Annotated in this window: 18 protein-coding genes and 2 riboswitches; of the genes, 5 read left to right on the forward strand and 13 right to left on the reverse strand. The window is 73.7% G+C overall.

Annotation, left to right across the window (positions count from 1 at the left end; translation table 11 throughout):
* Positions 1–38 precede the first annotated feature (38 nt).
* Positions 39–1,298, reverse strand: a complete 1,260-nt coding sequence (locus AB5970_RS04710; protein WP_370502748.1) for an O-succinylhomoserine sulfhydrylase — start codon at positions 1,296–1,298, stop codon at positions 39–41.
* Positions 1,295–1,708, reverse strand: a complete 414-nt coding sequence (locus tag AB5970_RS04715) for a rhodanese-like domain-containing protein (RefSeq protein ID WP_370502749.1) — start codon at positions 1,706–1,708, stop codon at positions 1,295–1,297. Before AB5970_RS04715 ends, AB5970_RS04710 begins: the two co-directional genes overlap by 4 nt.
* A gap of 10 nt (positions 1,709–1,718) precedes the next feature.
* Positions 1,719–1,819: riboswitch (SAM riboswitch) on the reverse strand.
* Between the two features lie 118 nt (positions 1,820–1,937).
* Positions 1,938–2,052: riboswitch (SAM riboswitch) on the forward strand.
* 43 nt (positions 2,053–2,095) lie between these two features.
* Here AB5970_RS04715 and AB5970_RS04720 point away from each other — a divergent pair.
* The 3 genes from AB5970_RS04720 (at position 2,096) to AB5970_RS04730 (ending at position 4,847) form a co-directional block, all read left to right on the forward strand.
* Positions 2,096–3,484: an aminotransferase class V-fold PLP-dependent enzyme gene (locus AB5970_RS04720; RefSeq protein ID WP_370502750.1), complete on the forward strand. Its 1,389-nt coding sequence runs from the start codon at positions 2,096–2,098 to the stop codon at positions 3,482–3,484.
* A gap of 206 nt (positions 3,485–3,690) precedes the next feature.
* Positions 3,691–4,071 (forward strand): YrdB family protein, encoded by a 381-nt coding sequence (locus AB5970_RS04725; protein ID WP_370502751.1) that lies wholly within the window; start codon positions 3,691–3,693, stop codon positions 4,069–4,071.
* Positions 4,072–4,199: 128 nt separating this feature from the next.
* Positions 4,200–4,847: a fasciclin domain-containing protein gene (locus AB5970_RS04730; RefSeq protein ID WP_370502752.1), complete on the forward strand. Its 648-nt coding sequence runs from the start codon at positions 4,200–4,202 to the stop codon at positions 4,845–4,847.
* 26 nt (positions 4,848–4,873) lie between these two features.
* Here AB5970_RS04730 and AB5970_RS04735 read toward each other — a convergent pair whose 3' ends face one another.
* The 3 genes from AB5970_RS04735 to AB5970_RS04745 are packed head-to-tail and all read right to left on the reverse strand — an operon-like array spanning position 4,874 to position 8,420.
* Entirely contained in the window at positions 4,874–5,752 is an 879-nt protein-coding gene (locus AB5970_RS04735; RefSeq protein ID WP_370502753.1) for a MaoC/PaaZ C-terminal domain-containing protein, read from the reverse strand.
* Positions 5,749–7,092, reverse strand: coding sequence for a 3-oxoacyl-ACP reductase (locus tag AB5970_RS04740; protein WP_370502754.1), 1,344 nt, complete (start codon positions 7,090–7,092; stop codon positions 5,749–5,751). The genes AB5970_RS04735 and AB5970_RS04740 overlap by 4 nt, the downstream gene beginning before the upstream one ends.
* Before the next feature lie 2 nt (positions 7,093–7,094).
* On the reverse strand, positions 7,095–8,420 hold the full coding sequence (locus AB5970_RS04745; RefSeq protein ID WP_370502755.1) for an acetyl-CoA C-acetyltransferase: 1,326 nt from the start codon (positions 8,418–8,420) through the stop codon (positions 7,095–7,097).
* A gap of 91 nt (positions 8,421–8,511) precedes the next feature.
* On the opposite strand from AB5970_RS04745, the gene AB5970_RS04750 reads away from it, so the two are divergent.
* Positions 8,512–9,369: a TetR/AcrR family transcriptional regulator gene (locus AB5970_RS04750; RefSeq protein WP_370502756.1), complete on the forward strand. Its 858-nt coding sequence runs from the start codon at positions 8,512–8,514 to the stop codon at positions 9,367–9,369.
* Entirely contained in the window at positions 9,366–11,438 is a 2,073-nt protein-coding gene (locus AB5970_RS04755; protein ID WP_370502757.1) for an acyl-CoA dehydrogenase, read from the forward strand. The genes AB5970_RS04750 and AB5970_RS04755 overlap by 4 nt, the downstream gene beginning before the upstream one ends.
* Before the next feature lie 45 nt (positions 11,439–11,483).
* Here the strand turns inward: AB5970_RS04755 and AB5970_RS04760 are convergent, their stop codons facing one another.
* From AB5970_RS04760 to AB5970_RS04795, 8 genes are read right to left on the reverse strand one after another with little or no spacing between them, the layout of a single operon-like run.
* Positions 11,484–12,224 carry a DUF2599 domain-containing protein gene (locus tag AB5970_RS04760; protein ID WP_370502758.1) on the reverse strand — a complete coding sequence of 247 codons (741 nt, stop codon included), beginning with the start codon at positions 12,222–12,224 and terminating at the stop codon, positions 11,484–11,486.
* 17 nt (positions 12,225–12,241) lie between these two features.
* Positions 12,242–13,705, reverse strand: coding sequence for an alpha-amylase family glycosyl hydrolase (locus AB5970_RS04765; RefSeq protein WP_370502759.1), 1,464 nt, complete (start codon positions 13,703–13,705; stop codon positions 12,242–12,244).
* Positions 13,702–15,507 (reverse strand): GH39 family glycosyl hydrolase, encoded by a 1,806-nt coding sequence (locus tag AB5970_RS04770; RefSeq protein ID WP_370502760.1) that lies wholly within the window; start codon positions 15,505–15,507, stop codon positions 13,702–13,704. The genes AB5970_RS04765 and AB5970_RS04770 overlap by 4 nt, the downstream gene beginning before the upstream one ends.
* Positions 15,504–17,054: a glucoamylase family protein gene (locus tag AB5970_RS04775; protein ID WP_370502761.1), complete on the reverse strand. Its 1,551-nt coding sequence runs from the start codon at positions 17,052–17,054 to the stop codon at positions 15,504–15,506. The genes AB5970_RS04770 and AB5970_RS04775 overlap by 4 nt, the downstream gene beginning before the upstream one ends.
* An 11-nt stretch (positions 17,055–17,065) precedes the next feature.
* The gene (locus AB5970_RS04780) at positions 17,066–17,950 is read right to left on the reverse strand and encodes a carbohydrate ABC transporter permease (protein ID WP_370502762.1); all 885 of its coding nucleotides are present in this window, start codon (positions 17,948–17,950) and stop codon (positions 17,066–17,068) included.
* Positions 17,947–18,963, reverse strand: coding sequence for a carbohydrate ABC transporter permease (locus AB5970_RS04785; RefSeq protein WP_370502763.1), 1,017 nt, complete (start codon positions 18,961–18,963; stop codon positions 17,947–17,949). The genes AB5970_RS04780 and AB5970_RS04785 overlap by 4 nt, the downstream gene beginning before the upstream one ends.
* Positions 18,964–18,967: 4 nt before the next feature.
* The gene (locus AB5970_RS04790) at positions 18,968–20,239 is read right to left on the reverse strand and encodes a sugar ABC transporter substrate-binding protein (protein ID WP_370502764.1); all 1,272 of its coding nucleotides are present in this window, start codon (positions 20,237–20,239) and stop codon (positions 18,968–18,970) included.
* A gap of 42 nt (positions 20,240–20,281) precedes the next feature.
* The gene (locus AB5970_RS04795) at positions 20,282–21,313 is read right to left on the reverse strand and encodes a LacI family DNA-binding transcriptional regulator (protein WP_370502765.1); all 1,032 of its coding nucleotides are present in this window, start codon (positions 21,311–21,313) and stop codon (positions 20,282–20,284) included.
* Between the last annotated feature and the right edge of the window lie 237 nt (positions 21,314–21,550).

A 21,550-nucleotide genomic window follows, 5' to 3' on the forward strand; every position in this document is an offset into this window, starting at 1 on the left:
TCAGTGTTCCGCGCCGGGCCGACCGGATCGGGGAGGCGTCAGCCGGCGAGTGTGTCGAGCGCCTGCGTCAGGTCGTCGACGAGGTCCGCCGGGTCCTCGAGACCGACCGACAGCCGGACCGTCGTCTCCGCGATGCCCACGGCCGCGCGGCCCTCGGGCCCGAGCTTGCGGTGCGTGGTCGTCGCGGGGTGCGTGACCATCGACTTGGCGTCGCCCAGGTTGTTCGAGATGTCGACGATCCGCAGCGCGTCGAGCACGCCGAACGTGGCCTTCTTGGCGACGTCGGGCTGGGTGCCCTCGGGCACCGCGAGGTTGAAGGTCACCACCGTGCCGCCGCCGGACTGCTGTGCGAGCGCCAGCTGGTGCTGCGGGTGGGACGGCAGGTACGGGTAGCGCACGAGCGAGACGCCGGGCTGCTGCTCGAGCCACGACGCGATCTGCAGGGCCGACGCCGTCTGGTGCCGGACGCGCAGCGACAGCGTCTCCAGCCCCTTGAGCAGCACCCACGCGTTGAACGCCGACAGCGACGGTCCGGTGTTCCGGATCAGCGTCTGCACCGGACCGTGGATGTACTCGTCCGTGCCCAGGATCGCGCCGCCGAGCACGCGCCCCTGCCCGTCGATGTGCTTGGTCGCCGAGTACACGATCACGTCCGCACCCAGCTCGAGCGGCCGGGAGAGCACGGGCGTGGCGAACACGTTGTCGACGATGACGGTGGCGCCCGCCGCGTGCGCCAGCCGGCTCACGGCCGCGATGTCGACGAGGTCCTGCATGGGGTTGGACGGCGTCTCGAAGAACACGACGTCGGCCGGCGTCGAGAGCGCCTCCTCCCACTGCCCGAGCTCGTGCCCGTCGACGTAGTCGGTGCGGACGCCCCACTTGGCCAGGATCTCCTCGAAGATCACGACGGTGGACCCGAACAGCGCCCGCGCGGACACGATGCGCGAGCCCGACTGCACGATCGCGGCGATCGACGTGAAGACCGCCGACATGCCGGACGCCGTGGCGAACGCGGCCTCGGCGCCCTCGAGCAGCCGCAGGCGCTCCTCGAACGTCGACACCGTCGGGTTGCCGTAGCGCGAGTAGAGGAAGCGATCGGCCTCGCCGGCGAACGCGGCCTCGGCCTCGGCGGCGGCGTCGTAGACGTAGCCCTGCGTGAGGAACAGCGCCTCGGACGTCTCCTGGAACTGCGAGCGCACCAGCCCGCCGCGGACGGCGAGGGTGTCGGGCCGCAGGTCGGTGCGCGGCGCTCGGCGGTCGTCCCAGTCGGCCGGGCCGGGGACGCGCCGGGGGCTCACGCCTGCCGCCACGGGAGGCCGGCGGCGCGCCAGCCCGAGTGGCCGCGGTGGCCGTCGGGGCCGACGTCGCCCTCGAAGCCCTCGAGCACGTTGTACGCGGGACCCAGGCCCGCGGCGGTGGCGGCCTGCGCGGCGGCGATGGACCGCACGCCCGAGCGGCACAGGAACACCACGGGTCGGCCGGACGTGACGCCGGCGTCGGCGAGCTGCTTGAGGAACTGCGGGTTGGGCCGTCCCGACGGGTACGACACCCACTCGACCAGCGCCGCGCGGCCGTCGAGCGCCGCGGCGTCCGGGATGCCGACGTACCGCCACTCGGCGTCCGTGCGGACGTCGACGAGCACGGCGGTCTCGTCGGACGTCAGGAGGTCCCAGGCCTGCTGGGGGGTCAGGTCGCCGGCGTAGCTCATCAAAGCCCTCGTCTCATCGGTCCTGGCGGTAGCACCCTCGGCCGGGCACGTGGTGCCCGCGGGTTGCTGCGGCGTCGTCGAGCCAGATCTCTCAGCCGCTCTGGATGGTGCCGGCGATGCTACGCGCGGCGATGCCGCGGCTCCAACTGGTGGACAGGGTGTCCCGCTAGGCGAGACGAACCGCGCGGTGCGTTGACAGGCGCGGCGGGCTGCCGGGACCCTCGTTGCAGGTCATGAGCGCCAGCGTCAAGCCCCGGCTCGCTGGCCGGCAACCCTCCTCCGCGGCGGGGTGCCCCGGGTGACGACCTGGCCGCGTCCCGTCCGGGGCTCGGCAAGCGCGGGGTCCCACCGTCGACGGTGTTCCCCCGGAACGTGTCGGAGGACCCCATGACTGCCATCGCCGAGCGTCTCTCGTGTGCGACCGAGGTGAGCGCCCTGCTGCCCGTCGTCGGCGGAACGACGACCGTCCCGCTGGTGGACGGCACCCAGCGCGTCTACGCCAACCTCGACTACGCCGCCAGCGCTCCCGCGCTCGAGGCCGTAGCGGCCCGCGTGACCGAGGTGCTGCCGCTGTACGCCTCCGTGCACCGCGGGGCGGGCTACCTCTCCCAGGTGTCGACCGCGCTGTACGAGTCCGCGCGGCAGACCATCGCGCGGTTCGTCGACGCCCGTCCCGACGACGTCGCGATCGTCACCCGCAACACCACCGACTCGCTCAACCTGCTGGCCGGCGTCGTGCCCGCCGGGGGGCGTGTGCTGGTGCTGGACGTCGAGCACCACGCCAACCTGCTGCCCTGGGTCCAGTCGTCGGAGCGCCACGGCAACCGCACGACGATCCTGCCGATCGCCGGCACGGTCGCGGCGACGCTCGACGCCGTGCGCGACGAGCTCGCCCGCCAGCGGTACGCGCTGGTCACCGTGACGGGCGCGTCGAACGTGACGGGCGAGGCGCTGCCGATCGACCAGGTCGTCGCGCTCGCCCACGCCGCGGGCGCGAGGGTGGCGGTCGACGGCGCGCAGCTGGTTCCGCACCGCGGCTTCTCGCTGGCGTCGACGCACGCCGACTACGTGGCGTTCTCGGGCCACAAGACCTACGCACCGTTCGGCGCGGGGGCCCTCGTGGGTCGCCGCGACTGGCTCGACAGTGGCACGCCGTACCTCGCAGGGGGAGGTGCGGTGCGCGACGTGCGCGCCGACCGGACGATCTGGCAGCCCGCGCCGGCCCGGCACGAGGCGGGCTCGCCCAACGTGCTCGGCGCGATCGCGCTGGCCGAGGCGTGCGACCAGCTGGCGGCCCTCCCGGCCGGTGCCCTCGCGGCGCACGAGGAGGCGCTGCGGGCGCGCCTGGTCGAGGGGCTGTCGGGCATCGACGGCGTCGAGATCGCGCGCATCTGGCCCGACTCGGCGGCGCCGGTGGGCGTGCTGACGTTCACGGTGCCGGACCACGACCCGGGCCTGGTCGCGGCGTACCTCGCCGCCGAGCACGGCATCGGCGTGCGCGACGGCCGGTTCTGCGCCCACCCGCTGCTCGCGCACCTCGGGGCCTCGGGCGGCGCCATCCGGGCGTCGGTCGGCGTGGGCACCACCAGCGAGGCGGTCGACCGCCTGGTCGCCGCGCTGACGTCGTACCTGTCCGCCGGGCCGGCCGTGCGGTACGAGGTGGTCGACGGCTGCTGGGCGGTGGTCGACGACACCCGCCCGCTGCTCGCCGTGCACGGCCTGGACCACCTGGCGGCCACGGCCGCAGCGGCCTGCGGCCCGGCCCTGGACGACTGACCCCTGCCGCGGACGGCCCGGCACCGAGCTCACCTCGTCGAGCTCGGTGCTCCGGGCTGCCCTCGTCGAGCTCGACGGACGCCACCCGCGGTGAGGACGAGGGTTCGGCACGAGAACGCGGGTCCGGACCCTCGTTCTCGTGCGCACACCTCGTTGTCGCGGCGGCGCCGACCTCCAGCGCCCTGCCGAGCCGACAGGATGGTCCGGTGACCACACCACCGGCCGACCGACCAGCCGACCCGCCCGCGGTCGGCGTGCTCGGCGTGCTCGCCTTCCTCTGCGAGCTCGCCATGGTCGCGCTGCTGGCGGTGGCCGGGTGGCGGCTCGGGCCGAGCACCCCGGCGTCGCTCGCGCTGGCGGTCGGGCTGCCGGCCGTGGCCGTGGCGATCTGGGCGCGCTGGATGGCCCCGGCGTCGCGGCACCGGCTCCGGCGCGGGCCGCGGGTGGCTGCGCAGACGGCGCTGTTCGTCGCGGTCGGCGCGGTCTGCGTCGCCGCCGGCCTCGCCGCGTGGGGTGTCACCTTCGCCGTGATCGCCTCGGCGGTCTTCCTCGGCGCCAGGGACGCCGATCCCGCGCCACGGTCCTGACCGGGCGGCGAGGGCCGCGTGCATCCGAGCGGGCGGGATCCGACGAAGAGGACACAGGGCGCCCTCCGGGTGCCCGCGCGGCGCGGCGCAGGGGCGTCGGCCGCGACCGTCGTCCGCAGGAGACCCTCATGAGGATCCGTCGCACGCTCTCCGTCCTGGTCGCCGCCGGTGTCGTCGCCGGCGGGGGACTCGCCCTCGCGCCGGCCGCGAGCGCGGCAGCGCCACCCACCGGCACGTCCAGCCTGGCCGCCCTGCTGGCGTCGGACGGCGACACCTTCGACCGCAACTGGCGGGACTTCGACATCCTCGACCAGGCGGTCGGCGCGGTGCTCGCCGCGAAGCCGTCGAGCCCGGTCGCGGTGCTCGCCGACGGCACGGTCCCGCTCACCGCGTTCCTGCCGACCGACCGCGCGTTCCAGCTCCTGGCCAAGGACCTGACGCACCACTGGTACGGCACCGAGCAGGAGGTGCTCACGGCGCTCGCGGGCGCGGTCGGCATCGACGCGATCGAGCAGGTGCTGCTCTACCACGTGGTCGCGGGCGCGACGATCGACTCCGCCACCGCGCTGGCCAGCGACAACGCGGTGCTGACCACCGCCCAGGGCGGCACGTTCACCGTCGACGTGCTGTCCAAGCGCTGGGGCATCGTGCAGCTGCGCGACCAGGACCGCAACGACCTGAACCCGTTCCTGATCCCGGGCCGGCTCGACCTCAACAAGGGCAACGTGCAGATCGCGCACGCGATCACGTTCGTCCTGCGCCCCGCGGACCTCTGAGACCCGCGCTCGGTCGCCCCGCCGGCTCAGGCGAGCGGGGTGACCGAGCCCGTCAGGTGCGGCTTGCCGGAGCGGGCGTCCCAGCCGGCGAACGCGAACCCGTCGGCCGGGGTCCCCGCGATCCGGACGGTGACCGTGCCGGGCAGGAGCACCGGCTTCGCGAACTCGACCGACCAGTCGAAGGCGTCCCCGCGGCCGGCGCCGACGTCGGCGAGCGCGCGGGAGGCCGTGTACATGCCGTGCGCGATGGCCCGCGGGAACCCGAGAGCCTTGGCCGGCAGCGCGGACAGGTGGATGGGGTTGCGGTCGCCCGACACCGCCGCGTACCGGCGCCCGACGTCGCCGGCGAGCGTCCAGCGGCCCGTGGGCGTCGGCGGGACGAAGGGCGTCGGTCCGTCGTCGGAGGACGCAGCGGCCCCGTCCAGGAACACGTCGCGCGCCAGGTAGGTGGACACCCCGCGCCAGGCGAGTGAGCCGTCAACCGAGACCTCGGTGACCAGGTCCACCTGCGTGCCGGAGCGGTGCGCGCGCAGGTCGGCCGCGGACGCGCGGATCTCGAGCTCGTCGCCGAGCGCGAGGGGCCGCAGCTGCGTGACCCGGTTGGCCACGTGCACGAGCCCGACCAGCGGGAGCGGGAAGTCGACCCGGGTCATGAGCGCCGTGGCCACGGGGAAGGCGAGCACGTGCACGAACCCCGCGGGCAGGTGGTCGGAGCCCGACTCGCCGAGCAGGTGCTGGTAGTCGGTCAGGTGCTCCGCCGAGGCCTGGACGCCGCGCACGACGAGGGAGACGCCCGGCAGCACCGACGGCCCCGACCGCACCCGGCGCGCCACGGCGAGCCCGGCGCCGCGGGCGTAGAGCCCGCCGAGCCCGGGCACCCCGGGCAGGACGACGGTCGTCGTCACTGGCCCACCATGTTCTGCCCGCACACGCGCAGCACGCGCCCGACCACGCCGCCGGCGGCAGGCGAGGCGAGGAAGGCCACGGTCTCGGCGACGTCGACCGGCTGCCCGCCCTGCTGCAGCGAGTTGAGCCGACGGGCCACCTGCCGCGTGACAGCCGGGATCCGGGCGGTCATCTCGGTCTCGATGAACCCGGGGGCCACGGCGTTGGCGGTGCCGCCGAAGGCCGCGAGCAGCGGCGCGGTCGCGCGGACCATGCCGATGACGCCGCCCTTGGACGCCGCGTAGTTGGTCTGCCCGCGGTTGCCGGCGATGCCGGAGGTCGACGCGAGCGAGACGATCCGCGGCGCGTCCGTGAAGTCGCCGGACGTCAGCAGCGCCTCGTTGATGCGCAGCTGGGAGGCGATGTTCACGGCGAGCACCGACTCCCACTTGTCCGCGGACATGTTGGCCAGCAGCTTGTCACGCGTGATGCCGGCGTTGTGCACCACGATGTCGAGCCGCCCGTGCCGCTGCAGCGCGTGCTCGAGCAGGCGCTCGCCGGCGTCCTCCGCGGTGACGTCGAGCTGCAGCGCGGTCCCGCGCACGCGGTTGGCCACCGCGACCAGCTGCTCGCCGGCCGCGGGCACGTCGACCGCGATCACGGTGGCGCCGTCGCGGGCCAGGGTGTCGGCGATCGAGGCGCCGATGCCGCGGGCGGCGCCGGTGACCACGGCGACGCGCCCGGCCAGCGGCTTCTCCCAGTCCTCCGGGAGCGAGCCCGCGGACGAGTCGACGGCCAGCAGCTGCCCGTCGACGAACGCCGACCGGGTCGACAGGAAGAACCGCAGCGCGCCTACCACGGACGGGGCGGTCACGGGCACGTCGTCGGCGAGCACGATGCCGTTGCCGGTCGAGCCGCCCCGCAGCTCCTTGGCCAGCGACCGCAGCAGCCCGTCGACGCCCTGCCGGGCGGCGGCCATCGCGGGTGCGTCGTCGGGACCGGCCGAGCGGGACACGGTGATCACGCGCGCACCCCGCGGGAGCGACTTGAGCACCGCGCCGGCGGCCAGCACGGGCTCCGCCAGCTGGTCGGGGTGCGTGAGCTCGGTGAGCGCGAGGACGACCGCGGAGTACCGGGTGCCGGGCGTCGCGTGCCGGTGCACGTCGAGGTCCCAGTCGGACGCGAGGACCCCGGCGACCGCCTCGGACTCCGCGCCCCGGCCGAGCACCAGCACGGCCCCGGCGACCAGCGGCTGCCCGGGCTCGTAGCGCTTGAGCGGCGCGGGCTGGGGGAGGCCCAGCTGCTTGGCGAGCTTCTTGGTGAAGCCGCTGTTGACCAGGTTCAGGTAGGTGTCGGTCATGGTCAGGCCGCCTCGAGGATCGCGGTGAGGCCCAGCCCGCCGGCCGCGCACACGGACACGAGCGCACGCACCGGCTTGTCGGAGCCCGACGCCACCTTGCGGCGGTGCAGCTCCTTGCTCACGGTCGCGATGATCCGGCCGCCCGTCGCGGCGAACGGGTGCCCCGCGGCCAGCGACGAGCCGTGCACATTGAGCCTCGACCGGTCGACGGTGCCGAACGCGCCCTCGAGGCCGAGCCGGGTGCGCCCGAACTCCGCGGACTCCCACGCGGCCAGGGTGGTCAGCACGGTCGCCGCGAACGCCTCGTGGATCTCGATGAGCTCGAGGTCGGCCAGCGTCAGCCCGTTGCGGGCGAGCAGGCGCGGCACCGCGAACGCGGGGGCCATGAGCAGCCCGTCGTCGCCGTGCACGAAGTCGACGGCCCCGGCCTCGGCGTCGACCACCGACGCGAGCGGCACCAGGTCGTGGGCGGCCGCCCAGTCGGCGGAGCCGAGCAGCACGGCGGACGCGCCGTCGGACAGCGGCGTCGAGTTGCCCGCCGTCATCGTCGCGGGTGTCGACAGCCCGAGCCCGAAGGCGGGCTTGAGCTTCGCCAGCTTCTCCAGGGACGAGTCGGCGCGCAGGTTGGCGTCGCGCGTGAGCCCGCGGAACGGCGTGACCAGGTCGTCGAAGAACCCGGACTCGTAGGCGGCGGCCAAATTCTGGTGGCTGGCCAGCGCGACCTCGTCCTGCGCCTCCTGCGTGATGCCCCACTGCGCGGTGGTCAGCGCCTGGTGCTCGCCCATCGACAGGTGCGTGCGCGGCTCGCCGGTGTTCGGGGCCGACGGCGCGAGGTCCTTCGGGCGGATCTGCGCGATCGCCGCGAGCTTCTGCTTGGCGGTGCGGGCCCGCGACAGGTCGAGCAGCGCCCGGCGCAGGCGGTTGCTGACCGCGATCGGCGCGTCCGAGGTGCTGTCGACGCCGCCCGCGATGGCCGACTCGAGCTGGCCCAGGCGGATCTTGTTGCTCAGCGAGACGACGGTCTCGAGGCCGGTCGCGCACGCCTGCTGGACGTCGTACGCGGGCGTCTCGGCCGAGAGCGCCGACCCGAGGACGGCCTCGCGCGTGAGGTTGAAGTCCTTGCTGTGCTTGAGCACGGCGCCCGCGGCGACCTCGCCGATGCGCTCGCCCTGCAGCCCGTAGCGGGCCACGAGCCCGTCGATGGCGGCCGTGAGCATGTCCTGGTTGCTGGCGCGGACGTACGGGCCGCCGGCGCGGGCGAAGGGGATCCGGTTGCCGCCGAGCACGTAGGCCTTGCGGACGCTCGGGGTGGGGCTGGGGCGGGCCATGAGGCGCGTTCCTCTCGCATCGTCGCTGGAGGGCAGGAGTCAGATGATGACGTGGTGTCCGAAACCCACAGTACCTGATACCTTCGGTCTCGTGAGCCCTGTCACACCGGGCCCGTCGAAGGCGACGGCCCTCACCCTGCTGAGCACCGAGGTCGGTCGTGCGCGACCGGCCCTCCCCACGCCCCCGGCGAGCCGGCGTCCCCCCGAGGACGCTTTCGCCGCGGACGGCCGGTCCACCCGCTGGGCCGACCACCGCGAGGCCCGTCGCGCCGAGCTGGTGCGCATCGCGCGCCGCACGGTCCACCACAAGGGGCCCGACGTCTCGATGGAGGAGATCGCGGCCGCGGCCGGCACCTCCAAGTCGATCGTCTACCGCTACTTCGCGGACAAGACCGGCCTGCAGATCGCCGTGGCCGAGGCGGTCGTGCTGCAGATCCAGGGGGCGCTCGAGGGCGTCCTGCGGATCGCGCCGACCCCGCGCGACGGCCTGCGGGCGATGGTCGCCGTGTACCTCGAGATGATCGAGTCGTCGCCGCACGTGTACGCGTTCGTCACGCGCAACGGCTCGATCGAGTCCGGCGGGCCGCTCGGCCACTTCCTCGACTCCGTGACCGCCCTGGTGGCCGCGCCCTTCGCGCGCGGCCTGACCGAGGAGCACGCCGACGGCCGGCGCACCGCGCGCCGCCCCGAGGGCGCCGAGGACGACGACGCCGCGCTGCAGGCCCGCGTCGCGCTGGCCGAGTCCTGGGCCGCCGGCGCCGTCGGCTTCGTGCGCGGTTCCGGCGAGTGGTGGCTGGCCCACCGCGACGACCCGGGCAGCCCGGACCGCGAGGAGATCACCGCCCAGGTCGCCGCCTGGCTCTGGGCCGGACCCGTCGGGCTGCTCGCCCGTGACCGTCACCGCACCACCACCGACCACTCTCACGCTGCACCGGAGGAGCCCCGATGACCACCACTGCGAACCGCCCCACGGTCGAGGCGCCGGACGCCGGCGACCCGCGGCTCGACGCCGACGTCACCAACGTCGACATCGCCCACCTGCACCAGGTCCTGCTGGGGCACTACCCGGACCTGCGGCTGGCCGCCCGCAACCTCATGGCCGACGAGCGGTTCCACCGGATCGAGGGTCAGTCGCTGGCCGAGCACCGCGAGCGCGTCATCGGCCAGCTGCGCCTGCTCGCCGCCGAGGGCGACGTGCACCGCTCGTTCCCCGAGCGGTTCGGCGGCGCCGAGGACCACGGCGGCTTCCTGGCCCGGTTCGAGGAGCTCACGCACGCGGACCCGTCGCTGCAGATCAAGTCCGGCGTGCAGTGGGGCCTGTTCGCCTCGGCCATCTACCACCTGGGCACCGAGCGCAACCACGACGAGTTCCTCGCCGACGCCCTCTCGGTCAAGGTCCCGGGCGCCTTCGCCATGACGGAGACCGGTCACGGCTCCGACGTCGCCGCGATCGGCACCACGGCCACGTACGACCCGGCGACGCAGGAGTTCGTGATCCACACGCCGTTCCGTGCGGCGTGGAAGGACTACCTGGGGAACGCCGGCCAGCACGGCACGGCGGCCACGGTGTTCGCGCGGCTGGTCACGGCCGGCGTCGACCACGGCGTGCACGCGTTCTACGTGCCGATCCGCGACGAGGCCACGATGGAGTTCCTGCCGGGCGTCGGCGGCGAGGACGACGGGCTCAAGGGCGGCCTCAACGGCATCGACAACGGCCGGCTCTGGTTCGACCACGTGCGGATCCCGCGCACCAACCTTCTCAACCGGTACGGCGACGTCGCCGAGGACGGCACCTACTCCTCGCCCATCGCGAGCCCGGGCCGCCGGTTCTTCACCATGCTCGGCACCCTGGTGCAGGGCCGCGTCTCGCTCGACGGCGCCGCGGTCACGGCCGCCCGCGTGGGCCTGACCATCGCGATCACCTACGGCAACCAGCGCCGCCAGTTCAACGCCGCGTCGCCCACCGACGAGGTCGTCATCCTCGACTACGCCGAGCACCAGCGCCGCCTGCTGCCGCTGCTGGCCGAGACGTACGCCGCCGGGTTCGCGCACGAGGACCTCCTCGCCGCGTTCGACGACGTGTTCTCGGGCCGCAACGACACCCCCGAGACCCGCGAGGACCTCGAGACGCTCGCCGCGGCGCTCAAGCCGGCGTCCACCTGGCACGCGCTGACCACCCTGCAGGTGGCCCGCGAGGCGTGCGGGGGCGCCGGGTTCCTGGCCGAGAACCGGCTCACGGGGCTGCGCGCCGACATGGACGTCTACGCCACGTTCGAGGGCGACAACACGGTCCTGCTGCAGCTCGTCGGCAAGCGCCTGCTCACCGACTACGGCAAGTCCTTCAAGCACCTCGACGCGACGAAGGTCGCCCGCATGGTGGCCGAGCGCGCGTCCGACGCCGCCCGGTACCGCACGCCGCTGCACCGGGCCGTGCAGACGATCGCCGACGTGGGCGACCCCCGCCGCTCGGCCGGCCAGCTGCGCGAGACGGCCACCCAGCGCGAGCTGCTGGTGGACCGCGTCGAGACGATGGTCGCGGAGATCGCCCAGGCCCTGCGCCCGGCCCAGAAGGCCGACCCGGCGACGGCCGCCGCGCTGTTCAACGCGCACCAGCACGAGCTGGTCGAGGCCGCCCGGGCGCACGCCGAGCTGGTGCAGTGGGAGTCGTTCACCGCGGCGCTCGAGCGGGTCACCGACCCGGGCACCCGGCAGATCCTCACGTGGGTGCGCGACCTGTTCGGCCTCACGCTGGTCGAGCGGCACCTCACCTGGTACCTGCTCAACGGCCGGCTGTCCGCGGGCCGCGCCCGCACGGTGACGTCGTACATCGACCGGCTGCTGGCCCGCCTGCGCCCGCACGCGCAGAGCCTGGTGGACGCGTTCGGGTACGAGCAGGCGCACCTGCGCGCGCCCATCGCGTCGGGCGCCGAGCAGGAGCGGCAGGACGAGGCCCGCGCCTACTACCGGGCGCAGCGCGCGTCCGGCGACGCCCCCGTGCCGGAGAAGCACAAGCGCTGACTGCCCGACGACGGCCCGCTCCCGTGGGGGGCGGGCCGTCGTGCGTCAGCGCGGGTTGCAGCGCGCGGCGATCATCTCGAGGGCGTCGACCGCCGGCCGCCACGGCTCGAGGTTCCACACGGCCTTGTCCGGTGCGCCGAGCTCGTGGCACTCGAGCTGGGCCTGCATGCCCGGCACGTCGGCGTCGGGGGCGAGGGCGACCACCTGCGCCCACAGCCCCTCGCGGCCGGCCAGGCTGCCGACGCGCGCCCAGGCGGACGGCGTCACCGCGAGCGAGCGGCCGCCCTCGGCCTCGCCCCACACCGCGCTGTCGACGGCGGCGGCCGTGAACCAGACGCCCGCGGGGCCGGGGGTCGCGCCGGCCGCGGTGAGCCGGACCACGTCGGGGCCGAGCTGCGTGAGCCGGGCGCCCCACGGGTCGGGGGTCAGGCCGGCGACGAACGCCCCGGTCGCGTCGTGGACCGCGGCCGAGCCGTCCGAGAGGGCGGTGACGGTCATGCCCTCGGGCGCCGCGAGCCGGGCGTCCCCGTCGGGCACGCTCAGCCGCGCGGAGCCGTCGTCCTGCGGGGTCACGGTCGCGTCCGGCGCGGCGACCAGCAGCGTCACGGCCCCCGACGCCAGCGGCACGCCGGTCGCGCGGACCACGGCCGGGTCGTCCGGATCGGGCGGCGCGGGCTGCGTGGTCGTCGCGCTCGGGGACGGCGCCGGCTCCGCGCGGCCGGGGGAGCAGCCCGCCAGGGCCAGCAGCACGAGGGTGGTGGCGAGCAGGGCCCGGGGTCGGGTCACCCGGCCACGGTAGGCGATCAGGCGCCGGCGCGGACCCAGACGCACTCCGAGGGCGAGACCACCGCGGGGTCGGCGTGGGAGTCGCTCCGCGCGACCACGGCGCCGGGGGTCAGCCGCGCGAGCGGACACGGGCGCGACGACGCGTTGAGCACGACGACCGCGCCGCCCCGGCGACCGACCAGCACGCCGGGCGGAGCCGGCTCCCACGCGAGGTCGTCGACGGTCCACAGCGCCGACCGCGCCGCGAGCGCCCGGTGCAGGACCGACCAGGTCGAGGCCGGGTCGGCCTCCTGGCGGTCGCGTGCGTAGCCGGACCAGGCCGCGGGGACCGGCAGCCACGGCTCACCCGTCGTGAACCCAACCCGCTCACCTGACGTCCACGGCAGGGGGACCCGCGCGCCGTCGCGGTTGGGCAGCCGACCGCCCGACCGCAGCGACTGGGGGTCCTGCCACGCCTCCGGCGGCACGTCGGCGTCCGGCAGGCCGAGCTCGTCGCCCGCGTACAGGTAGAACGCGCCCGGCAGCGCGAGCAGGAACAGGTGCAGGGCGAGCGCGCGCTCCGGGCCCAGGCGCGTGGCCACGCGGGCGACGTCGTGGTTGCCCGCCACCCACGCGGGCAGCGCGCCGACCGCGCGGTGGGCAGCCAGCTGGGCGTCGACGGTCCGGCGCAGCGCGGCGGCGGACCACGGGGTGCGCAGGATCTCGAACGCGAACGCCTGGCCCAGCTCGTCGGCCCGCGCGAACGCCGCGGTCCGGTCGGGCGGCCCCCACGCCTCGGCGACCGCCAGCACGTCGGGCCCGAGGACCCGTCGCCAGGAGCGGTAGATCTCGTGCACCTCGGGCCGGTCCCAGTGCGGGTGCGGCCCGCCGCGCCGGACCTCGCCGTACGACGGGTCCTTGGCGAGCCCGCCCGCGACGTCCACCCGGAACCCGTCCACCCCGCGGTCCAGCCAGAACCGCAGGGTCGACGCGAAGTCCTCCTGCACCCTCGGCTGCGACCAGTCCAGGTCCGGCTGCTCGGGCGCGAACAGGTGCAGGTACCAGGCACCGTCGGGCAGCCTCGACCACGCGCTGCCGCCGAACATCGACCGCCAGCCGTTCGGCTGCGCGCGCACGTGGAACAGCTCGCGCTCGGGGCCGCCGGCCCGGGCCGCGACGAACCACGGGTGCTGGTCGGAGACGTGGTTGGGCACCAGGTCCATGACCACGCCGAGGCCGCGCGCGTGCGCCGCCGCCACCAGGGCGTCGAACGCGTCGAGGTCGCCGAAGAGCGGGTCGATCGCGCGGTGGTCGGCCACGTCGTACCCGTGGTCGGCCTGCGGCGAGCGGTAGACCGGCGTGAGCCACACCGCGTCGACGCCCAGCCGGACGACGGCGTCGAGACCCGCGGTGAGGCCCGTGAGGTCACCGACGCCGTCGCCGTCCCCGTCCAGGAACGAGCGGACGTAGACCTGGTAGACGACAGCCGTGCGAGAGATCAAGCCGGGCGCACCAGCTCGACCAGCACGATCGACGGGTTGGGCAGCGCGACCGTCAGACCGTCGTCGGTCCACGGACGCTCCGTCACGGCGAGCCGGTCGGCCGCGCGCAGCTGCGCCCACTGCTCCTCGGTCGGCCAGTCGGCTCCCGCACCGAGGGACGACCAGACGGCCGCGATGTTCGAGTGGTCGGCGTCGACCCGCGACTCCCGCACCACCCACGGCCCGGGCGGCAGCCCGTCGAGCATCACGCGGACGGTCCGCGCGAGCGCGTCCGAGCCGTCGACGAGGCCCTGGTCGAGCGTGCCGTTCCACAGCGCGATCGCCACCCGGTCGGTGTCGTCGCCGTCGCGCGACGCCCACACCTCCACCAGGCTGTCCGCGCCGTCGCCGGTCACGGTCGCGGCGACCTCGTCGCGACCCAGCTGCTCGAGCAGCCACAGGGCCCACCAGCGGGGCTTGCGCAGCTCCCCGACCGTGCGCAGCCCGAACCCGCCGTGCAGCAGGCGGGGCGGCCGGCCCAGCTCCTCGAACTGGTCCGAGACCACCCAGTACGACAGGGCGTGGATGCGCCCGGCCGCCGAGCGCATGCCGCGCGCCAGGAACGCCGCGGAGAACACCCCGTCGTTGGCGTTGCCGAAGTGCGTCGGGCTGACGCCCCACTCGGTCCACCAGATCTCGGCGTCCTCCCGGCCGTACCGCGCGAGCGTCGCCCGCAGGTCGAGCGGGGCGTTGCCGTACGTGTGCGTCGACACGAAGTCGACGGGCGCACCCGACGAGGCGACGTGCTCGAGCAGCCCGTCCACCCAGCCGGCGGCCGCGGTCGAGGGACCGCCGACCACGAGCTGGTCGTCGACGGCGCGGACGGCCGTGACCGTCACGTCGTAGAGCCGCCAGAACTCCTCGCGCGTGCCCGACCAGAAGACCTCGAGGTTGGGCTCGTTCCACACCTCGAACGACCAGCTCGACCGGACCTCGAACAGCCCGTACCGGTCGACCAGGTGCTGGACCAGGTCGGTGATCAGGGCCGCCCAGCGGTCCCAGTCCTTGGGCGGGGACACGATCGCCGCGTACTCGAACACGGTCTTGTCGGGGTCCGACGCCAGGTCGCGCGGCATGTACGACAGCTCGACCACGGGCCGCAGCCCCAGCTCGAGCAGGGCGTCGTACGTGGCGTCGACGCCCGAGAAGTCGTGCACCGGCTCGCCGTCCACCTCGCGGTAGACGCCCAGGTCGTCGCAGAGGATCGCGTGGGCTCGCACGGTCGAGACGCCGAGCTCGTCGTGCGCCGCGCGCAGCGCGCTCGTGAGGTCGGCCGCGATGCTCTGGCCGCCCACCGTCTCGTCGCTGAGCAGCAGGGAGAGGTGCTCGGAGCCGATCATCGGCCGCCAGGGCCGGGGCAGCTCGCGGACCGCGGTGCTCACGTCCACGAGCACGTCGACCGTCGCCTCGCCGTCGGGCAGCGAGGCCGCGACGACCTCCGGCCCGGTCGGCCCGGTCACGTCGACGTCGGTCACCGTGGCCACCGCGTACCGGTACGGCACCCCGGGCTCGCCGGTGGTGTCCGCGTACGGCCCGTGCGGCACGGCGAGCACGTCGCCGCCGAGGTGGTCCAGGGGGACGCCGTCGCGCACCACCTGGTACCCGACCGCGCCGTCGACCGTGTCCCAGTGGAGCGAGACCTGGCCGACACCGGGGGCCGCGTAGAGGCCCGACGGCGGGGCGAGCACCGGGATCTCGCCCGCGGCCGTCGTGTCGGACCGACGTCCGATCCGGGTCTCCCAGTCCGTGCGTGCCCCGGTCACTTGACCACCCCCGCGCTGAACTCCTCCTGGCCGATGAGCGGGCGCAGGACCTTCTCCACGTCGCGCGTGCCGAACGAGCGGTGCAGCACGTCGTGGCCCAGCAGGTTGCCCACCGCGCCCAGGACCATGCCCTGGTCGAGCGAGAGGTAGCGCTTCGCCTGCGTGTTCGACCGCACGGCCACGGAGTCGTAGAAGCCGCCGTCCCCGTAGGCGCCGAGCTTCGTCTCGATGTTCCGCAGGTTGTCGACGGCCTCGCGGGGCGCGTACGGCAGCGCGAGGAACGACGCGTGCGGGGTGACGACGCCGTCGCCGAAGGTCGGCGTCGGGTTCGTCGCCGGACGGCAGCCGTCGTAGCCCGCGTCGACGTTGGTCGCCTCGTGGTCGGACGGGTAGCCCTCGGGGCTCATGCCGATGGCGTCGACGCCGTACACGTTGTACTCGGCGAACGGGTCGCTGGCGGGGGAGAAGCCCCAGTAGCCGTAGCCGGCCTCGTCCAGGCCGTGCTCGATCTGCGCACGGACGGCCAGCGGGTGGTTGACGCCCCAGCTCTTCGGGGCCCACGTGGACTCGGGCACCAGCAGGTCGGGCATGAGCTCCTCGAACATGTCGCCGCCCCACGTCGGGACGATGTGCATGCCGCGGTAGGTGAAGGCGCCCTCGAACACGTCGATGCCCTCGTACGTCCGGGTCACGCCGACGGGACGCTGCTCGAGCCACGACCAGTCACAGCTGGCCGGGAACGTGCGGTTGGTCGCGAAGTAGTGCGCGGGCGGGATCTGGCCGCGGGCGATGCCGATGTAGCTGGCGATCCGGGGCTCGGAGTTGGTGATGTCGTAGTGGTTCTTGGTGAAGTACACCGGCGATCCGGCGACCGTGCCGGGGTCGGTCGCGACGTTCGGCGCGTCGGCCCAGAAGCCGCCGCGCATCATGCCGGGCCTGGTCCCGCCGAACTGGTTCGCGTCGTAGAACGCCGCGAAGTTCATCGGGTCGAGCAGGACGTCGACCTGCGTGCGCAGCGACGGCTCGGCGGTGCGGACCACCATGAGGGCGGCCGCGAACCAGCCGTTGTCCACGGTGGACAGGAACGGGTAGACGGTGTCCCCGCTCGGGAACGCGGTGAGCTTGGCGCCCGTGTGCTCGTCGTACCAGTTGTAGAACATGCCGCTGGGCTGGTGGCGCTCCATGGTCGCCAGCGTGGTCAGCGTCTGCTTCAGGCGCTGCTTGGCCTCGCGGTGGCCGATGATCCCGAGCTCCTCCGCGGAGACCGTGGACCACATGTACGCGCCGATGTTCGTCGGCGAGGTGTAGCCGGACCGCGTGGCGGGATCGAGCGACGCCTCGATGTTGTCGGCCGGCAGGCCGGTCTTCTCGTCGGTCATGGCCACGAACGAGGTCCACGTGTCGGTGGCCCAGCGGCGCAGGTCTGCCCGGTCGTGCCGGGTCAGCGCGTCGGCGTCGTGGTGCGGACCACCGGCGGAGGCGGCCGTCGCGCCGGACAGGACGAGCGCGGTGGCAGCCGCGGCGGCGGCGAGGGGTCGGAGTCTCATCGGTGAGCCCTTCATGATTTGAGGCCGGTCGTGGCCAGACCCTGGACGAAGTGCTTCTGCAGAGCGAAGAACACGATCAGGATCGGGACGACGATGACCATGGCGCCCGCAAGGAGCAGGCCGTACTGCGTGGAGTTCTGCCCCACGCTCACCAGGGCGAGCGCGACCGGCAGGGTGTACATCGACTCGGTGCTGGACACGACCAGGGGCCACAGGAAGTTGTTCCAGGAGCCGAGGAACGTGAGGATCGCGAGCGTGGCCAGCGCCGGCTTGCACAGCGGCATGACCACCCGGGAGAAGATCCGGAACTCGCCCGCGCCGTCGACGCGCGCGGCGTCGATGAGCTCGTCGGGGATGCCTTGCATGAACTGCCGCATGAGGAACACGCCGAAGGGCCCGGCCAGGAACGGCAGGATCAGCCCGAAGTAGGTGTTGACCAGGCCGAGGTTGCTGACCAGCACGAACAGCGGGACCAGCGTGACCATCCCGGGGATCATCAGGGTGGCCAGCACCAGCCGGAACAGCCAGGTGCGCCCCCAGAAGTCGATCTTGGCGAACGCGTACCCGAGCATCGAGCAGAACACCAGGTTGCCCAGCGTCACGACGATCGCGACGACGGTCGAGTTGGTGAAGTACTGCGGGAAGTCGAGCCGCGTGAACAGCTCGCGGAAGTTGTCGAGCGTCGGGTTGTGCGGGAACCAGGTGGGCGGGTTCGCGCGCAGCTCGCCCTCGGTCATGAACGAGCCGAGGAGCATCCAGACGAACGGCGTGACGACGAGCACGAGGCCGAGGCCCAGCACGACGTAGAGCCAAGGGCGGGCCTGGGGCTCGCCGATGTGCGAGCCCTCGGTGCCGCGGGGCTTGGTGACGGGCTTGGTGACGGTTGCGGTGGTCATGCGGACGCACCTCCCGAGCGACGGAACCAGCGGCGCTTCGAGCCGGTCGCGTCGTCGCGCTCGCCCAGCACCTTGAACTGCACGATCGTCAGGACGACGACCGCGGCGAAGAGCACGTAGCTCATGGCGGCGGCGACGCCGTAGTTGCCGAACCCGAACGTGTTGTAGATCAGGTAGGCGACCGAGAGCGTGCTGTTCAGCGGCCCGCCCTGGGTCATCACGAACGGCTCCTCGAAGAACTGCAGGAAACCGATGCCGGTGATGACGCCGGCGAAGAGCATGGTCGGCCGGATCGTCGGGATGGTGATCCGGCGCAGCCGCTGCCACGCGTTGGCGCCGTCGAGCGCCGCGGCCTCGTGCAGGGCCTTGGGCACGGACTGCAGGCCGGCCAGGAAGATCACGACGAGCGTGCCCAGCGAGCGCCAGACCGTCATCGCGATGAGCGACGGCATGGCCCAGGTGGTGCTGCCCAGCCAGTCGGGACCCGTGATGCCGAACCAGCCGAGCACCTCGTTGATCAGCCCGTTCTCGGGCCGGAGCAGGAAGCGCCAGACCACCGCGACCGCCACGATCGAGGTGACCACCGGCATGTAGTAGCCGATCCGGAAGAAGCCGGACAGCTTCGTGATGCCGGTGTTCAGCGCGATCGCGATGGTGAGCGCCACGAGGATGGTCAGCGGGACGCCGACGACGACGAAGTAGAGCGTGTTGAGGGCGGCCTTGCGGAACAGCGGGTCGCTCAGCACGGTCGCGAAGTTGTCGAGGCCGACGAAGTTGACCGCGAACGGGTTCTTCAGGTCGCGGCTCTTGAGGTCGGTCACGCTCATGAAGAGCGAGGACAGCACCGGCCAGGCCGTGAACACGAGGAACAGCAGGACGAACGGTGCTGCCATGCCCCAGGCGGCGATGCTGCGCCGCCGGCGCAGGGGCGACGAGCGCCGCACCCGCGGGACGGCCTGGTCGGCCGTCCCCGCGGGCGCCACGCCCGGACCGGAGGTCAGGGTCGTGGCCATGACGTCAGAGCCCCGTGCCGATCGACTCGGCCTGCTGCTGGATCGCCTTGGCGGCCGCTGCCGGGTCCTCGCCCGACTTGCAGACCTTCTCCAGCTCGGTGTCGATGACGCTCGCGATCTGCTCCCACGTCGGGACCGACGGGGGTGCCATCGCGGTGGTCATCTGGTCGCCGAAGACCGCGAGGTTCTTGTCGGAGGCCAGGTCGCCCTGCTTCCACGCGGACTGCACGGCGGGCAGGTCGCTCGTCGTCGTGTACCACTCGGCCTGGACCTCGGGCTGGCTGAGCCACTGGACGAACTTCCAGGCGGCGTCGCGGTTCTTCGAGCTCTTGAACACGGCGAGGTTGCTGCCGCCGATGAACGACGCCTGCTTGACGTCCTTGGGCATCGGCGCGAGGGTCACGCCGTCCATGAACGTGTCGCCGCCCGTGTCCTTGAGGATCCCGATGTGCCACGGGCCGGACGAGAACGCGCCGATCTTGCCGGCCACGAAGTCGGGTTCCAGCGTGCCGTCCGGGAGCTCCTTGGGCGCGACCCCCTCGGTGAAGAACGACTGGTAGTAGGTGAGCGCCTTGACGAACTCAGGGCTGTCGAACGTGAACTTCGTCTGGTCCGAGTTCATGATCTCCGCGCCGGCCTGCCACGCGAACGGCAGGAACGTCTGCCACGCGCCGGTCTGTCCGGGCTGCAGGTTGATGCCCCACTGCGCGCCGGCGGACTGCATGCCCTTGGAGGTGGCCATGAGGTCGTCCCACGTTGCGGGCGTCGCCGAGACGCCGGCCTTCTCCGCGAGCGCGGTGTCGACGTAGATCACGCGGGTCTCGACGTACCACGGCACGGCGTAGGAGGTGCCGCCGACCTCGGTGGAGCCCCAGGCCCCGTCGAAGAACGTGGACTTGTCGACCACGTCCGGCGTCGGGTCGAGCCCGCCGGAGGTGGCGAACTCGCCCATCCAGGTGGTCCCGATCATGGAGACGTCCGGGGTCTCGTCGGCCGCGATGGCCGTCGCGATCTTGTCGTGCGCGGCGTCCCAGGGGATCGCCGTGACGTTGACGGTGACGTCGGGGTTCTCCTTGGTGAAGCCCTTGGCGAACTCGCCCAGCGCCTCGCCCTCGGTGCCCATGGCCCAGACGTTGAGCGTGCCGCTCACGTCGCCGGTGGCGACGGGCGCGGCGCTGGTGTCCTGGCCGGACGTGTCGCTGCTCCGGCCGCAAGCGGCCAGTGCGAACGTGGTGATGGCCAGCGCGGCGACGCTGACGCGCGCGTATCTCCTCATGGCGGTTCCTCCTCGAACCTGGACAGCCCCTCGTGGGGTCTGTCAGGGGTGCAGGCCGCAGCTGTCGCGGACCACCAGGTCGGTGGCCAGCGACTCGTGCCGCGGGGTCGTGCGGTTTCCGGTGATGCGCTGGTCCAGCACCTCGGCGGCGAGTGCCCCGAGCGTGCGCATCGGCTGTCGGACGGTGGTGAGGGCGGGTCGGGCATGGCGCGCGGCCATGACGTCGTCCCAGCCGGTGATGGCGATGTCGCGGCCGACCCGCAGGCCGATCTCCTCGGCGGCGACGATCGCGCCCAGCGCGATCTCGTCGTTGGCGCACACGAGGGCGTCGGGGCGCTCGCGGACCGCGAGCAGGCCGGCCGCGACGCGGGTGCCGGACGCCTCGTCGAAGTGGCACGGGGTGACGGTGGGCTCGATGCCGTGCTTGCCGAGGCCCTCGCGGACCCCGCGCCAGCGCTCGGCCACGTCGGGGGACTCCTCGGGCGAGCCCAGGAACGCGACCCGGCGGACTCCGTGCGCGGCGAGGTGCTCGCCCAGGGCGCGGGCGGCGTCGAGCCCGTCGGCGCGGATCGAGTCGGCGCCGTCGACCTCCGGGCGTGCGACGACGACGATCGGCAGGCCGAACGCGCTGAGCTCCTCGACGACGTGGTCGGGGATCGTGCGACCGAGCACGACCAGCCCGTCGACGCGCCCCGCCAGGTCGCGCACCGCGGTCGCCGGGTCGGGCCGGCCGTGCGTCGCGAGCACGAGCACGCTGCGGCCGAGCCGCGAGGCGGTCTCCTCGTACCCGAGCAGCACCTCGGCGTAGTAGGGCCCGGAGAGGTCGGGGAAGACGATCCCGTTCGCGGCGTGCTTGCGCTCGGCCAGCGACGTGCCGGCATGGCTGGGGCGGAACCCGAGCTCCTCGACCGCGGCGAGCACGCGGGCACGGGTCGCCTCGGCCACGGGCGCCGAGCCGCGCATGGCCCGGGACACGGTGGCGATGCCGACGCCGGCCCGCTGCGCGACGTCGTAGATGGTCACCGGGGCAGCGCTCGGACGGCCGTCGCCGGTGTCCATAGGAAGCGCTTTCATATGACGACGGTCACACGCCCTGGGGAACCTCGCAACTCGGGCGAAGGCGACGCGCCACCCGCGGCGGCGCCGGCGGGACGCACTGACGGAGTCGTCCGCCCTGGTCAGTCCCGGTGGTTGCCCGGGGCGCAGGGCGCCGCGAAACTGCTCCGGATTGCTCCGCGGCGCGGGCTCCCGGAACCGCGTGACGGGCTCGTGGACGTGGGGCCGGCCGGCGTCCGCGCGCCGGTATCCTGA

Source organism: Cellulomonas sp. ICMP 17802, assembly GCF_041295535.1.
Classification (GTDB): Bacteria; Actinomycetota; Actinomycetes; order Actinomycetales; family Cellulomonadaceae; genus Cellulomonas.